This is a genomic window from Enterobacter sp. R-25 (genome assembly GCF_049913205.1).
Classification (GTDB): Bacteria; Pseudomonadota; Gammaproteobacteria; order Enterobacterales; family Enterobacteriaceae; genus Enterobacter; species Enterobacter ludwigii.
The window spans coordinates 1,837,653-1,852,817 of the sequence record NZ_CP183982.1 but is presented as its reverse complement, the minus strand read 5'-3'; the positions used below and the strand labels follow the sequence as shown (position 1 = coordinate 1,852,817).

The window sequence follows — 15,165 nt, the reverse complement described above, 5'->3', positions numbered from 1 at the left end:
AAAAATCAGGTGAAGTTATCGGCCAGGCCGCTCAAGAGCAATCTATAAAACGTCGGTTTAGGAAGTAGCGCCACGCTGGATGCAGGAACAGCAGCCGGGAATGTCATGCAGGTGGGGGCATTCGGGTTGCCAACTGGTGATGCCAGGGCCTTTAAAACAGATATGGCAGTTGCTCCTGAGGGGACAAACTTCAATAGCTTAACTGAGCCCGGTACTTATCGTTTGTTGTTAGATATGGCGAAATCAACTTCAGGGCCAATCACCAATTGGTATGGGTATGTTCAAAATTATGTTCGTATTTCTGATGCAGCCTTGACGCAGTTCTGCTTGCCGTATGCCAGCAAAACTGATGCGGGAAGGTTTTTTTTCAGGGGTTACAACACTGATGCATGGAGCCCATGGAAGGAGATAATGACGTCTGCAGTTTCTGACAAATTTATGAAAAATATTGGTTACGACCTCGATCCAGAAGAGGCGCTGGGCAACATTTCACGGATGGAGTTCAAACACTTCACCTTCAAAGATGATGAAACGCAAACCCCGCGTCGCGGAGTGATATCACAGCAAATTGAGACAATCGATCCTGAATATGTCAAAGAAATTGGCGGCATATTACACCTTGACCAGACGCCCCTGTTGCTCGATGCGCTGGCCGCTATAAAAGCCCTGATAATCCGCGTAAGGGCTTTAGAAGATAAGACAGAAAATTAAGCATTTGAGCGGTCCCGTAGCGCAGCAAGTTCGCTCTCAACATTTTTTAACCGGTTAGTTAATTCTTTGATTGCCTCAACGTATAGGGCGCTCATTGCGCTGTAGTCTACGGTTTTGAGGTCATTAATCTCTTTGCCTTCCGGAGTTGTGCCGGTGCCGCCAGAACTCACCGCAACCGGCAGAACCTGCTCCAGTTCCTGGGCGATGATGCCTGCGCTACGTACCGACTCTGATTCAGTGAGCTGAATGCCGAATGTGTAGCCCGTCAGGGAACAAATCTTCTCCAGAGCCTCACTGACGGACTCTTTATCGAATTTCACTCGCTCATCTGAGGTCTGGTTCATCGTGACACAGGTAAATCTGCCATCAGCTCCAAATGCGAAGCTATAGCCATTCACCCCGCCATTATCATTATTGTCCGGCCTGATTCGCATAGAGCCATCCCTGCCAGCATAGATTACCCCGCGCGATGCATTCCCACTGGCTCCATAAAACCACACATGGGCGTTTTGAGTATCGCTGGAAGCCCAAATGTTTGATGCTGTGGTTGCTCTGATTGAGCCATCAGCGGAGATGCCGTTCTGGCAGTTGATGGGGTTACGAAACTCGAAACTATCACCGATAAACACGTATTTCCCGGCGTAAAATGTAAAGTCTCCCTTGCCAATAGCACCAGTAGAATTACCACCACACAGAATGCGAGCGTCATAGTCATTCGTGCCCAAAAAATGGAAATCAATAAAGCTTGCTGAAGAGGCTTTTTTCGCTCCAATTTCGAGGCTTCCGAAGTTGGCTGTGACGCTATCTCCCAAACCGAGGTTTGTGCGAGCGTCTTCCGCCTTCGTTGCTCCGGTGCCGCCATCAGCAATAGCAAGCGCACCGTTGCTCCCTTTCTGCGCCAGTTTACCGATGCCGGGGATCGTTACGGCGGTACCGTTGATGGTTACGGTGATGTTCTGATTTGCCGATGTGGTGGCGAACGTCTCCCACGCACCGATGTTCTCGTCATAGTCGTTGATGAGCTGTGACATCGCCTGCGCCAGGCCATCGACAGAGATATTGTCTGATACCAGAATGCCGTACTTCTGGCCGCTCAATGCCGGGGAAGCAGCTGGCGTAACTGTCATTGACGTGGCGCTGTTCACTGATGAAATCTGGAACAGCTGGACCGGGTTAGACATGACGATAATCGTCTGGCCAGCGCGAACCTGGCTGGCCGGTGCCGTCCAGTTTGTGCCAGTGCCGGTTGCGGTATTTCCGTTAATAGCGATAGTGCCAGTATTATAAAGCATAGGTACCTCTTAATTAATTGATCGCTATAAACGATCAATAACTAAATATTGATTCGCACAAACGATCTGAATAATTAATGTTTATTTGTGAATATGTGCATTCTACTAATTAATGGAATGTAAAAATGAAAAAGAACTATTTATCGATGCTTATAGGCGTGACGTTAATGTCAATATCATCACTGTCTGTAGCTTCAGATGCGGGACACACATCCAATCCTGGTTATGGCGATGGTGGAACAGCACAGAAACGCCAGATTGACGCCTGTGTTAACGCGAATACATCCACTGTCACGTCTTACGATAATGTCTCACACGTAAAGCCATGTACTAGTGGCGTCTCTTACAAAGACAGAGAACTCCCGGCCCAAAAAATTAAAGCACCATTCAAGTAAAATAAATAAAGCCCCATCAGGGGCTTTATTTTTATGACGAGGAAAATGAACCTGAACCACGTGCAATCTGCAACACCGGCGATAGAATCTCTTTCTTCGATGCGTTAGTTCCTCCCGACATATCATTTACGCTTATTGATGCAGTCACTACCTGTTTCGTAATACCGCTTTTCGCAAAAATCACCGGGACCGCGACAGCGTTGGTTGTATTTCGGGTTGAACAGGTTACCCACTGATAATCCTTTGTGGTTCCGTCGATGGTCACTGATATCCGCGCAGTGGCATCGTCGCCAGATACGCCATATATCAATACAACCGCTGATACAATTACTGTCTTGGGCTTGCTGGTTCCGGTTGTATCCGTATAAGTCAGATTGGTCGTTACACCTCCTGAGCCGGATTTGGATTTATCCAGACCGACACCTGCGTTAACCACATCACCGACAAAATTCTCAGCCTCCACTGTCCCCCTGAATGAACCACTGGTTGCCGTCACTTTCCCGGTAAACTCCCCGTTCGTGGCGTAAACCGTTCCACGCACGGTGACATTATTGAACACGGCATAACCGGATTTGTTTATGTGCCAGCCAACGTTTCCGGTTCCATCCCAGGTTGTCGACTGGATGTAGTTGCCGAGTTTGAGGTTGCCGATTGTCCCGTCACCAATGAGCGTTTCCCGGATGATGGTCTGCCCGTTCTGAATAACAAACGGAAGCGTAACCGTGGCTCCGGCGTACTGGGTCACAGCAAAACGGTCAGCCAGAAAAACAACCTGCGACTGCATGCCACCAGGGGTATTCTCAACCCCAATCCCCATCCCTGCTACGTAATACTGACCGTTACTGGATAACCCGACTTTGATGCTGTACATAGCTTTCAGGTCGCCGTTAACGTTCGCAATGGCCTCAGCGTTGGTGGTGATCGCAGAAGTGTGTCCATTGACGGTCGCCGTGATGCTGTTTACCTGCGTGGCCATAGCCTGCTGGTAATCCGAAAACGTCTGATTCAGGCTATTAATGGATGCTTTGTTGCCGTTGACGTCCGTCTGCAGACTAAGCAGAGCACGCGCCGTTGCCTCCTTCTCGTTAACGATCACCTCATCAATGCGGTCCAGCTGCGCGCTGTTACCGGCGACCGTTGCGGATAGCCTTTTGCGTGTGGCGACCTGCGCCAGCCCGTTCTGGATAATAGCGATTGCCGAGTTTTTCACCCCGCCCGTCATGCCGTCCATGGATACACTGATGTTATCTATGCGCTGGCCCAGCGCGGTATCAGCCGTCGCCACGGTCTGCTCAAGCTCCGAGAGAGAAGACGATACATCTCCGACCGTGCTGGAGAGCTCATTAACGCTGCTCTGAACCTTCCCGACGTCCTGGGCGTTTTTGGCGATATCCTTCGCATGCTGCTCAAGTTCATCATTGGCCTGTTTGATGTCGTCAGCCATGCCAGCAATTTTTTCATTGCTGTCCACCGCGTTCTCGATTAGGTCCTTGAACGTTTCCGACTCTTTCATATCCTCCAGAATGTCATTGGTTATTTCGCTGACATCTATCGAGGACGTGCCCATGACCCAGTCGGTCCAGTCCCCGGCGTTGCCGATACGGTCAATCAGGCGCGCGCGGTACCACTGGCGAACGCCGGCCGGCATGGGGCCATGCTGATAATCTGCAGCCGGGTACGGCACCAGGACCAGCAGTTCAGGATTGGCGTAGTCGGCAGTTGTGGCGCGCTGAATCTCTGTATAGGCCGTGTCGCCTGAGCCATCCGGAAATTTCCAGGTCAGGTCGATATGCCAGACCACATCTTCGGTCGCCAGGAAGTTGAGCGGAGTACCCGGTTTTCCCGTTTTACCGGAGAGATAAGTTGTTTCACCGTATCCCCATGGTGACGACGTATCCTGCGCATTCAGCGCCCGTACGCGCACGTCATAGCTGCCCGAATAAATGCCCTGAACCGAGAAACCCTGCGCGCTGGTAACCGGAACGTTTATCCAGTCCCCGTTGTCCTTACGCCACTGGGCAACATACCGGATTGCGCCCTCTACCTTATCCCATGACACGTCCAGGCTTGCTACAGTCAGCCCCTGAGACACATGATCGCTCTCAGTCACCACGATATTCTTCGGAGCAGACAGGACGCTTATCGGCGTGACGGTGATCGGGGGAGACTCGACCCGAACGCCGTCATCGATGTAACGATATTTGTTTGGATCGTGCTGAACGGCCGTAATAGTGAAACCGCCTGTGCTGTCGTCGTTAGCCGCGATTGAGGTGACCCTGAAGTACTGTATTGCGAGGTTGTCACTGTCTATCGCCCAGACAGCGCCCGCCACAGGAACCTGACTGAATGCCGTAGCCACCGTCACCGTTTTTTTATCGGCGCTCACCGCGCTGATTGTCCGCGTCTGGGCTTTTCCGTCGGGAAGGTTAACCACCAGCCGGTCTTTCGCCGCGTAGTCTATTTCTCGATCGAGGGTAATCTGGCGGCCGTTGGCCGCGCTTATGCGGCCCCCGTTCTCCTTACCAGAGCGGAAAGGATCGGCGACACCGATAATTTCAGCGGGCAAAGGGATATAACCGTCCAGCCCCACGCCAAACGATACGGTCCCGTCTTTGGCATTGGAGAGCAATACCCAGCGACCGCGTCGGTGCGCTTCACTTTGCGAGGTGCAGCCGATTGCGGTCAGGGACGTCTGCCGGACGTCGTAACGTTCTACAAGTGCCGAATCGTAAACCCCCTCAACGGTATCGCTGTAATGGTTCTGCGGATCGGACCAGGACACCAGGCAGGAGCTGTAGCGATTCTTGTATGAGCCGCCCGCATAAGTAAACAGCCCATCGATAACGTTTGAGACGTTATAAACCCAGTCAACATCGTCCTGCGGGACGTCTGCCTGGACATAAATCTGATCGTTGCCCCAGAACGTTATTCCACGAAATACCGCGGCGAGATCGTTAAGTACCTGCCAGGCGTCCTCCTGGCTCTGAATGAAAACGTTGCAGGTGAAACGCGGTTCGGTGCCACCGGCCCCGTCGGAAACCATTTCGTCACAGTACTGGGCGATTGAATACAGCGCCCACTTATCCACCATGGACGCATCCACGCGCGTGCCCATGCCGTAAATTTCATCCAGAACCAGATCGTAAAAGATCCAGGCAGGGTTATTGGACCATGCCATTTTGAACCCGCCGGACCATGAACCAGAATAGGTTCGGGTTTTCGGATCGTAATTATCCGGAACCTTAATCAGCTTGCCTTTTATCTTACAGGTCACTTTCGGCGCGCTGCCGTTAAATTGGCTGCTGTCCACTTCGACATACAGGAGCGCTGTTAAAGGATAACGAAGCTTGCTGTCGATGACTTCCGCATACGAAAACACCTTGAAGGCGTTAACCAGTTTCGAATTTGATCCGCTGGCATCAGCCGTAATACGCCTGACCCTGACAGACCAGCCGGACGTGGATTTTGGCAGATCGATACGGTGGTCACGCTGATATTCCGTCGTGGTCTTTCCGTCAAACTTGCCGTTTACAACCGTTTTCCAGGCGCCGCCGTCCGTTGATAAATCGATCGCATACTCGGTGACCGTGCCCACCATATCGCCGTTATCTTTATAGAGATACTGGACCGGAAGGCTGAGCTTGATGCGGATGGCATCCAGGGAAAGGTTGGTAAACTGGCGTGTCCAGGGCGCGGTGGTGGTGACAGTTGTGCCAACCGCCAGCTCGTTATCGACCTGGGGCATCCCGGCAATATAGGTCTGGTCCTGTGTGCCCTTGCGGAACTCCCATTTCACGCCGCTGAAGTTGTATTCCCCGCTGTCGTTTGCCAGCGGCGTATCGTTGAGAAAAATGTTCTGAGCGGTCAGGTCGCCCTGTATTTCCCCCTCAGAAACGGCAATGAGCATTTTTAATTTTGCGACCGACAGCAGATCGTCAGGCTGCTCAACCGGAGTATGTGAACTGCCACCTCCCCCTTTGGCACCCCGCAGGATGGTTTCTTGTTTAAGAAGCTGCATTTTTTCACCCATAAAAAAAGGTGCCGAAGCACCTTTAAGTTAGTGGCCACTGGCCTACTGCTGATCGCTCGAGTACATACCGGCGCTGACTATCGCTCCCCCTGCCTCAGTCAGACCGTAGGCCAGGGGGACAGGATGCCCCATAGCGACGGTATTAACCGGCGCCCCGAAGGCGTAGTTAGGCGTGTTGTCCGTGCTGGAGGATTTACCCGCGCCGAAGGATGGCTGGGGCGTGAGCATCTGGACAACGCCGCCCAGCATCATGGACACCCCGACCCCGGTCAAAATTGACGTGGCGCTGATGGCTGTTGCACTCATCGCCGCCCCCCAGGCTGCCATACTCGCACCGGCGGTAAAGAATGCAGCGACCAGCGCAACGGCACCGACAACTATCTGGAGGACGCCCGAACTTTTGGCCCCCTCATAAACGGGCACGATCCGGTACAAGCTTCCACCGCGGGTCATATCAAACTCTTCCAGCCCGATATTGTTGTCACCGTTAAAAAAGGCGAAACGGATCCCCTTCATATGAGCTTCAGACATATATTTTTTGAATCCGGGAACCTGTGAACACATGGCCCTGAGCATCTCGCGCAGGTCGGCAACATCAAACTGAACGCGTTTACCGAATTTTTTAGCCATTTTCCCTTCAAGAATAAGCGTCTTAACCATGCATTCTGTCCTTATGCCTGACCACCCGGACCGTTCTGTCGCGATAATATTTTCCATAAGGCGTTCGCGAAGAAAGGTGCCCGAACAGATGATGGAGAATGTTGTTGTCACCCACATATACCGCGGCGTGATTGGTCACGGATGCCTGCACACTCATCATGATGATGTCCCCTGGCTGCATTGCACCAGCGGCAACCTCAACAAATCCCTCACGCTCCCAGTTGTCGTCGTAGAGCCGCTCCTCGCCGCTTTCCCACCATTCGTAAGGTACTGAATAATTGCCGAGAACAATGCCGTATTCGCGCAGATAAAATTCACGGATAAGCGACCAGCAGTCGGCGTAACCCAGCACCCACTGCCGCCCGGCATAATCCCGGTCTTCACGCGGGGAAATCGTACAAAAATCCCCGTCCGGCCAGGACATGATCCCCCACTCAATCCCCGACCAGTCGCACTGGATCCGGTCCAGCTCTGAGGGCACCAGACGGACCACATCCGGATGGGAATGAATGAGCATGATGATCTCACCGCGCGCGCGGGCAGCGAGCTGGTCTTCCGGGGAGAGCGTGAATGTCTCCTCGGGTTTATCGGCAATGTTGCGGCAGGGAATAAAGATTTGTTGCTGGCCTGACTGAACAATCAGGCCGCAGGCTTCTTTGGGGTATTCAGCAGCGACGTGCTGACGGATAGCATCCAGCAATTTTTCACGCATTTTTATTTCCCCTGCAGGTTTGCAGCCGGAAAACCGCCGAACGGCAGCGGCGCGTCCGGGCCGTGACGATCCTGACAATCCTGCCGGCGGCCGCCACAAACATCTTTCGACGGGTCATCGGTCGGTGTACCGTCTTTGGTAAAGTATTTCGTGCCGTTGTAATCGCATCCGGTCCCGCTTCGGTACCAGCCCCGCATACACCAGGTGCAGACAGGCGTAATCTGCCGTGTCGGCAGCTGCAGGCTCTGAATATCGAAAGGAGAACACAGCTCGAAATCAACCTGTACCCGCGTCTCTGCGGTTTTAGCATTGACGTAAAAGAGCTGTACGCGCTCATCGGCCGGGCTGGCACCCGGATTACCGTTTTTCCAGTTGGCGGCATCGAGATACTTCGAAAGCGTGGTATGGATTTTGACCTTAGCCCTGACCATATCGTCATATTCAAGACACAGCGCGGTGACATAGTTTCCGACGTTCCCGACGGACAGCGTGGGCGTTGGCTGGGAACCTGTACTCGATAACTCCATCCCCTTAAGTTCGTAGGGATGGGGATCGTACTGGTTTCCCTGCCAGATAATGGCGGGCAGATTTTCTGCGGCGAAGGCTGCCCACCCCTCTTCCTGAATATTGTGCGCATGAAAACGCAGCACCTGATCCATACCGAATTCAGTGCCGTCGATCTCAATCAGCTGAATAACGCTGCCGGGCTCAAGCTGTTGTATGTCTGCCGTAAAACTCATACTCCCCCCATAAAAAAAAGCCGCCCAGAGGCAGCTTTCAGTGTTTTTCGAGAAAATCAGGGCGCGAACGCCTGTTCAAAAGTGAAGGCCACCGTGGCTTTTTTCCCGGTAGGGAATGAAACGCTGAACGAATCGGCCTTCATTCTGAACAGCTTTTTTTCACCCCATGGCGTGGTCCACCAGAACGATTTAGTAACGTGAGACATCAGAAAAGCGCGCAGCGCAGCCGCCTCCTGTCTGGTTCCAGTCCAGTCCAGATTCCACGTTTCCTGTTTGTCGTTGATCCCCATCCCTGCTATCTGTTTGTAGCCATCCCCGAACTGGGCCTGCAGCGTTCGGGCTGTTTCAGTGCCCTGCGCGGTTTTGCGCGTGCGCCAGGTAAATGTGTCCGTCACAGTGTCCTCCTCGAATAAAGCACGCCGCCTGCGGACATTTCTTTTTTCAGTCGCTCGGTGATTGTCTGCTGAACAATCGCCTGCAGCTGTTTCGCCGTCCCCGTGGCGTTCGCCTGATTTATGCTCCCGTCACTCCCCTGCTGGCTGATGCTCACTGGGGCATAAACACTGATACCGCCCATGCCAGGCCCGGCTATGCTCCCGCCACCGACCAGTCCCCCCGTGGCGTACCCGCGCATCAGGCGATAAAGGTTGCTCACGCCAAGACGGCTGGTTGACTCTTTGTTGAAGACGAACTCTCCCCTGTGCACAAGACCGGCAGGCTCATACTTGCCGCCATCTCCTGTGTAACCACCCACGTCGTAGAGCTTGGGCCGGAAAGACGGGACCGCGAATGACTGACCTGCAGAGGAGGTTTTTGCCCCGCCGCTAACCCAGCCCATTGCACTCTGGATGGTGTAAGCCACCAGCAGCTGGTTGATAACGGACACAATCATTTTAAGGATCGAGCTGGTGAAGTCCCGGAAACTCGCCTTCCCGGTTGTCGTCAGGCTGGTAAGCTGGCCCGCCAGCCCGCTGAACGTTGCCTGCGAAATCTGCTGAACGGAGCTGAAAACGTTTGTCGCTGAATCCTGATATTCGGCCCAGCCCTGTTTCGCACCGGCCAGCCAGTTTGCGCGCAGGGCATCTTCAGCCTCGAACGTCGCCCTTTGCTCTTCGAGAACCTTTTGCTGCGCCTGAGGGTTGTACGAATAGCTTTCGCTGAGGCGCTGCAGCGTAGTTTGTCGCCCTGCTTCCCGGGTGGATACCCCCTCAGACTGAGCCTGCAGGCCCGCCCTGGCGGCTTTTTGCTGCTGCTCAAACTTCACGGCCTGATCGGCCAGCTGGTTGAGCTTTTGCTGCCTGGCAACCTTATCGCCCAGGTCGGCCAGCTGCCGCTTGTACTCGAGCGTTTCTTCCTTGTGCGCCAGCAGGGATTTTTCCCGCACCGTAAACTGACGACGCCCCGCGGCTTCCTGCAGAACGGTGAACTGATTTTCAGTCTGCCAGAGATCCTGACGCTGTTTGCTTATGACGTCGTTTACGCTGGTATGCTGCTCGAGCGTTTTAAGCTGGGCCTGAAGGGTGAGAAGTTCAGCCTGCGCTTTTTCTTCAGCTTTGTCCCCGGCTGGCGTTGAATAGCTTTTGCCTTTCGGCGTTTTGGGATCCTTCCACTGCTTTTCAATACCGGCGCGTGCTGCCGCTATGTCCTTTTCAGTCCACAACGTGGCGATGCCGTCTTTCGCATCCTGGCGGTTTTTAGCAATAAGCTGATTGAGTTTTTTCTCCGCAAGGGCACGTTTTTCTGCCGCCGTCGCCCCGAATTCAACCATCTGATTAAATTGCTGCTGGGTCCGGACGGCCTGTGTCTGCTGTTCCGTCCGCATTTTTTCCCTGGCAGCTGCCAGCCCTTCCTGGGCATATTGCTTATCGGCAAGATCGTAAGCCTGCTTCTTAAGCTCTACCTGCTGGCGCGCGTTTCTCAGCCTTTCCGCATCTGCCTTTTGCAGAACGTTGTTACCGGCATAGTCCGGATCAACCTTGAGATTGCCGGACAGTGCACGGTACTCTTTCTCTGCTGCCTGCCATTCAGCAAAAGAGTCCTGGCGCTTCATCGCGGTGTCAGGATTACGCCCTATGCCCAGCATCGCATCCCACGCGCCTGAGGCCGCATTCTTCACCCAGTTCCAGGCTTTTTCGAGGGAGCCAAGATTTTCCTCAATCGCCCCGGCCCGCTGAATGACCGCATCAGAATACGCACGCATGGCAAGCTCTGATGCTTTCTGCGTATCTCCCATCGCCTGAGCAGAGGCAATCTGTTCATACTGCGTGGCCGTCAGAAAATGCAGCGAATCGTTGAGCGTTGTGACTGCATTAACCGGATCATCCTTCAGGCGTTTAAACTGGTTGATGGTTTCGTCGACGGCCTGCCCGGTGGCCTGCTGCAGCCTGGCAGCAACATTGCTCACCATGCTGACATCATTACCGCTAAACGCACCACTTCCGACAACCTGCGCCAGCACACCTGCAGCAGCATGCTGTGTAATGCCATTACCTGCCAGCGAGCGCGCCAGTGCCTGTAGCTGTCCGGACGTTTTCCCGGCGTAATTCCCGGTCAGGATCAGCTGCCTGTTAAATTCCTCGGACTCTTTGCTGCCGTCATACCAGGCCTTACCCAGCCCGTAAACCGCCGCGGCAATACCACCAACCATGCCGGCGATCCCAAGCCCGCGCAGCGACAGCAGCTGGTCAATCCACCCCGCCCGGTTAGCCAGCGTAATCCCGGAGCCGCGAAGCGCGCCGAAGTTACCGCGCATAACTTCGCCGATCAGTATCCCCAGTTCCTGCCGCGCTGCGGCACTTTGCAGGCCCAGACCGTGCGTGGCCACTTTGGCAGCCTCGAGCTTGCGGATATAGACCTCAGCCGCATCGCTTGCACCAACCTGCGCCGCCTTCATGCGCAGCAACTCGGTACCGGAGAGTTTTTGCTCTGCGACCTGTTGCTTCAGCTGACTGAGGAATCGGGTACGCGCGGCGGCCGATTTTTCCTCCACGATCTGCAGCTCTTTTTGCCTGGCCGTGGTGCGGGAAATCAGGGCGAGATAATCCTGCTGAGTGATATTGCCCTGTGCCCTTGCCGCACGAAAGCGCGCCTGCACGTTCGCAAGCGACTGCGTTTCACCATTGAGCTGGCGAACGCCGTCAATCTGGCGGAAAAAGGATGCCGCCAGTTCATCCTGCCGGCGGGCAAGCGCTGCGGCCTGTCCGTCATTTTCCCGCATACGCTGATTAAGCTCGGTCACGCGGCGGTGAGTTTCATCAACGGACTTAGAAACGTTCTGCCAGTCTTTGGTCAGCCCTTCCGTTGCAGCAGACTGTCGGGCTTTCATATCTGCGGCAGCCGCCGCACCAGCGTCGCCCACGCTCTTTAATGCCGCGCTCTGACGGTCCGCTGCACGCTGCATTCGCGTCTGGGCTTTTTCAGAGTCCTCAGCCATCCCGGTTAGCTGCCCCTTTATGCGGGCAACCTGCTCACTAAACGTGGCGCTGTCGACGTCAAGGTTGATGACCAGATCGCTAATCTGCTGGGCCATATCGGATACCTCCTGTTATCCCCTCAGCTGCGGCCATCAGCGCATCATCATCCGGTTCGTCATCGCTGATGACGACACCGGAAGGAGAAAGCAGGCTGAAATGTGCGGGGGTAAGTTCCGGGTCGCGGAAGAAAAGAGTGGAGATGGAATAAAGCAGCTCTGAGAAATGCGCATCGAGCTGCGCGTCCTGAAAATAATGCTCCCGGTAGAACTGGTGCCAGTCGCCCAGCTCACTGGAAGTCATTCCAGCCAGCATGGCGCGCCAGTCGGGTCGCCCGAACTCGCGCGCCAGATTCAGGACAAACTTCAGCTCGCTGGCAAGGGCTTTTCCGCCGTAACGGGTTCAGCGCTTTCGGCCTCCGCTGAGGCATCCGGATCGGCAACGTTGTCATCCTCAACCGGAACGAGCATGCCGGAGAGCAGCTTTATTTCCATTTCTGCTTTACCGATCGCCTCTGGCGGCCAGCCGCTAAGCACCTGCTGATAAAGCGTTTCCACATCCGTGCCAGCCGGATCGTTATGCCACAAAGACATCGCGATCAAACGCGCACCGCAGCGAATATTTGAGCCTATCAGCCTGGCCGTCATTTCCTGATCGCTGATGCCGTCGCTGTCAGCGCTGACGGCCTTTTCCTCTGCGGCCATAAACGTGATGTACTCAATACGCTGCAGCGCCGACAGCTCGAAGATGGTCAGGGATTCTGTTTGCCAGGTGAACTTCTCTTTTTTCAGAAACATGCGTCCTTCCTTACGCTGCAGTTACGGTGACTTTGCAGACCGCAACGAAATTACCGTCGCTGGTCATAACAATAACGTCAGCGGTGCCTGCCGCCACGCCGGTGACGGTGATCGCGTTGCCGCTAACGGTGACCGTTGCTTTTGCCCCGTCGGAGGTTGCCACGCGGAACGAGGTATCTGAGGCGCTGGCAGGGTTAACCGTCACATTGAGCGTTGTGGTTGCGCCGACGGCCACGCTTGCCGTGGCTTTATCGAGCGTAACGCCGGTCACGGCGATATTCGGGGTCCCGCTTTCTTCTGCCAGTTCCGGCTTGCCGGTATTGGTGATTTTCGCTGTACGGGTAATGACTTCTTTTGCCGGAATGGCTTTACCCAGGCTGCTGCACCAGCCGCGGAAAACGTCGACGGTACCGTTCGGGTATTTGATTTTGTAATAGCGTACTGAGCCATCAATAAACCATGCGACAAGGTCTTTTTGCCCTTCTTCGCCCGGCTTCCAGGCGAGGGTGAACGAGGTATCGCCAGCAGATTTTGCCCCCTGGGCCGTCGCGTTCCAGTCGGCATCCTCGTCGTCGAGGTAAGTGTCGTCATACGATTCGGCGGTCATTTCGCCCGGCGTCAGCTCTTTAATTTTCGCCAGGCGGTTCCAGTCGATATCCGAGAGTGGGTTAGCGAAAGCGTTGCCCGTTCCGGTGTAAAGCCAGAGGGTGGTACCGGCACCTTTCACGGGGGCCAGCGGGTTTGGAGTAGGCATAAGTACCTCTTAAATTGAATAGGTGATTAAGTACGTGAAATCGACTGAACCCCAGGTGGCCATTTCATCATCCCGCTGATAGTCATAACCCTGCGGGGTGAACGTCTCGACCAGTTCGGTCAGGCCCGGGATGAAGGCCATTGCCGGATACACTTTCTCTTCCATCCAGGAATCAAGCGCGCTGTCGGGGCTGGAGGCTTTAAGAAATACCTCGATGTGAACAACCGCCTGCCACGAATCTTCGTCAAGCGAATCGCCGGTGTACTCCGCGTCAGAAAGGTATACAGCCACGGCAGGGAGATCCTGCTCTTCAAGAAAAACAGGGCGCCCGTCAAACCAGGTGACCGTGTCGGTGATCTCGGCTTTCAGTTTTGCCAGAATGGCTGCACGAATTGCGCTGTGTCTGTTCATCGCTTCAGGTGGATCCTCAGTTGGTTTTTCAGGGCTGCGGAAAGTTCTTTGGGCATATCGCTTTCAATAAGGCGCTTTGAAATAGCGGTGAAGGCCACGGTGAGCGGTGTCTCAAGAGGAACTTTGACCACATCAATCGGATAACGGGCCTGACCTACGCGCCGCATGACCTGCCAGCGCCCGTTCGAGAGCTGTTGGATAAAAGCGTTACGAAAGGTATAGGGCCCGATTTTAAGGACGCTGCCCGCTCCGTTTCTGGCCCCTTTTTTACGCGAGAGCCGGACGCGCGCCGTGCCGAGCTTTATCGCAGGAAGATTACCGCGGTTGATTTTTATCGACGCGACCGGGCGATCGTGACGGGCCTTGCGCAAACGGGAACGCTGGCGGACCAGACGAACCGGAAGCCCCTTTTTCCGGTTATCATCAACTGTTGCTTCTTTCGCTACAGCTTTGCTCCCCTGGCTTATCGTTCTGCTGGCCACCCGGTTTAGTGCTTTTGCGGTTGCCTCAGGAACGATTAACCGGCTGAGGCTGTTCAGGTTCTGAATAGCCCTTTCCAGTCCTTTCACAGACATAGCGCCTCCTCATTCGAGATGGATGCGGGGTTTTCCGTTGAACATGTCATAGCGGGTAACGGTCAGGTTCTTACCGTCGTAGTCGACGCTGTCGTTTCGGCGTGGCTGGTAAAGCTCAGAGAAAACCACCAGCGAAGTACCAGTTCCAGACAATGGCCCCATTTCCTCGAGTTGCTCGGCTGGAACAACGTCATAGCTGCTGCCATTGATGATCGCTGTCTTTCCCATCTTTTTTATGGTGGCCGCGTCCATGCGCGCCGCCATCCGGTCAAAGGGGTTAGGCATTGATCTTAACTTCAACAACGGTGGTGTTTGCCCCTGCATCTTCCCAGGCGATGCCCGCGGCAACGGCGTCCGTTTCTTCGATCGTGATTTTGCCGTCCTTCAGATACACCTGCGCCCCGGCAGTAACCGCATCTGCGGATACTTTTGGCAGGAGGAAAACACCCTCAGAAAAACCGTCCCCGGTATCGCCAGCCGGGATATCGGTAATTGCCACCGCGATAAGTTTTCCAACAACAACCGGTTCGCCGCTGTGAACATCGGTTGCACCACTGTTTACCAGAGGGATCGTTTTCCCGTCCTGCGCATAGTTCTTAGCCATAACTTCTCCATTCA

General features: G+C 54.4%; 15 protein-coding genes. 1 reads left to right on the top strand and 14 read right to left on the bottom strand.

The features are described 5' to 3' along the window. The first annotated feature begins 105 nt into the window (after nucleotides 1-105). The gene (locus ACN9MQ_RS08825) at nucleotides 106-711 is read left to right on the top strand and encodes a pyocin knob domain-containing S74 family peptidase (protein WP_426262717.1); all 606 of its coding nucleotides are present in this window, start codon (nucleotides 106-108) and stop codon (nucleotides 709-711) included. Here the strand turns inward: ACN9MQ_RS08825 and ACN9MQ_RS08820 are convergent. The 14 genes from ACN9MQ_RS08820 to ACN9MQ_RS08755 all read right to left on the bottom strand — a co-directional run bounded on the left by ACN9MQ_RS08820 (nucleotide 708) and on the right by ACN9MQ_RS08755 (nucleotide 15,151). Continuing rightward, nucleotides 708-2,003, bottom strand: coding sequence for a tail fiber domain-containing protein (locus tag ACN9MQ_RS08820; protein WP_426262716.1), 1,296 nt, complete (start codon nucleotides 2,001-2,003; stop codon nucleotides 708-710). The two genes, ACN9MQ_RS08825 and ACN9MQ_RS08820, sit on opposite strands and share 4 nt — an antisense overlap. A 426-nt stretch (nucleotides 2,004-2,429) precedes the next feature. Further along, nucleotides 2,430-6,428: a phage tail tip fiber protein gene (locus ACN9MQ_RS08815; protein ID WP_426262715.1), complete on the bottom strand. Its 3,999-nt coding sequence runs from the start codon at nucleotides 6,426-6,428 to the stop codon at nucleotides 2,430-2,432. A gap of 42 nt (nucleotides 6,429-6,470) precedes the next feature. Beyond that, nucleotides 6,471-7,088 (bottom strand): tail assembly protein, encoded by a 618-nt coding sequence (locus ACN9MQ_RS08810; protein WP_100166207.1) that lies wholly within the window; start codon nucleotides 7,086-7,088, stop codon nucleotides 6,471-6,473. Further along, nucleotides 7,081-7,800 (bottom strand): C40 family peptidase, encoded by a 720-nt coding sequence (locus ACN9MQ_RS08805; RefSeq protein ID WP_100166208.1) that lies wholly within the window; start codon nucleotides 7,798-7,800, stop codon nucleotides 7,081-7,083. The genes ACN9MQ_RS08810 and ACN9MQ_RS08805 overlap by 8 nt, the downstream gene beginning before the upstream one ends. A 2-nt stretch (nucleotides 7,801-7,802) precedes the next feature. Beyond that, nucleotides 7,803-8,540: a phage minor tail protein L gene (locus tag ACN9MQ_RS08800; RefSeq protein WP_016063063.1), complete on the bottom strand. Its 738-nt coding sequence runs from the start codon at nucleotides 8,538-8,540 to the stop codon at nucleotides 7,803-7,805. 56 nt (nucleotides 8,541-8,596) lie between these two features. After that, on the bottom strand, nucleotides 8,597-8,935 hold the full coding sequence (locus ACN9MQ_RS08795) for a phage tail protein (RefSeq protein WP_001704112.1): 339 nt from the start codon (nucleotides 8,933-8,935) through the stop codon (nucleotides 8,597-8,599). Next, nucleotides 8,932-12,069 (bottom strand): phage tail tape measure protein, encoded by a 3,138-nt coding sequence (locus ACN9MQ_RS08790; protein ID WP_426262714.1) that lies wholly within the window; start codon nucleotides 12,067-12,069, stop codon nucleotides 8,932-8,934. Before ACN9MQ_RS08790 ends, ACN9MQ_RS08795 begins: the two co-directional genes overlap by 4 nt. After that, nucleotides 12,053-12,325, bottom strand: a complete 273-nt coding sequence (locus ACN9MQ_RS08785) for a phage tail assembly protein T (protein WP_426262713.1) — start codon at nucleotides 12,323-12,325, stop codon at nucleotides 12,053-12,055. The genes ACN9MQ_RS08790 and ACN9MQ_RS08785 overlap by 17 nt, the downstream gene beginning before the upstream one ends. A gap of 50 nt (nucleotides 12,326-12,375) precedes the next feature. Then, on the bottom strand, nucleotides 12,376-12,807 hold the full coding sequence (gene gpG / locus ACN9MQ_RS08780; RefSeq protein WP_032638505.1) for a phage tail assembly chaperone G: 432 nt from the start codon (nucleotides 12,805-12,807) through the stop codon (nucleotides 12,376-12,378). 10 nt (nucleotides 12,808-12,817) lie between these two features. Next, a complete protein-coding gene (locus ACN9MQ_RS08775) occupies nucleotides 12,818-13,561 on the bottom strand; it encodes a phage tail protein (protein WP_426262712.1) in 744 nt (247 codons plus the stop codon). 9 nt (nucleotides 13,562-13,570) lie between these two features. Further along, on the bottom strand, nucleotides 13,571-13,972 hold the full coding sequence (locus ACN9MQ_RS08770) for a phage minor tail U family protein (RefSeq protein ID WP_001704117.1): 402 nt from the start codon (nucleotides 13,970-13,972) through the stop codon (nucleotides 13,571-13,573). Beyond that, complete coding sequence (locus ACN9MQ_RS08765; protein ID WP_032623278.1) at nucleotides 13,969-14,547, bottom strand: phage tail protein; 579 nt, start codon at nucleotides 14,545-14,547, stop codon at nucleotides 13,969-13,971. The genes ACN9MQ_RS08770 and ACN9MQ_RS08765 overlap by 4 nt, the downstream gene beginning before the upstream one ends. Before the next feature lie 9 nt (nucleotides 14,548-14,556). Continuing rightward, nucleotides 14,557-14,799, bottom strand: coding sequence for a DNA breaking-rejoining protein (locus ACN9MQ_RS08760; protein ID WP_230852446.1), 243 nt, complete (start codon nucleotides 14,797-14,799; stop codon nucleotides 14,557-14,559). A 25-nt stretch (nucleotides 14,800-14,824) separates the two neighbouring features. Next, nucleotides 14,825-15,151, bottom strand: coding sequence for a DUF2190 family protein (locus ACN9MQ_RS08755; RefSeq protein WP_426262711.1), 327 nt, complete (start codon nucleotides 15,149-15,151; stop codon nucleotides 14,825-14,827). Nucleotides 15,152-15,165: the final 14 nt, after the last annotated feature.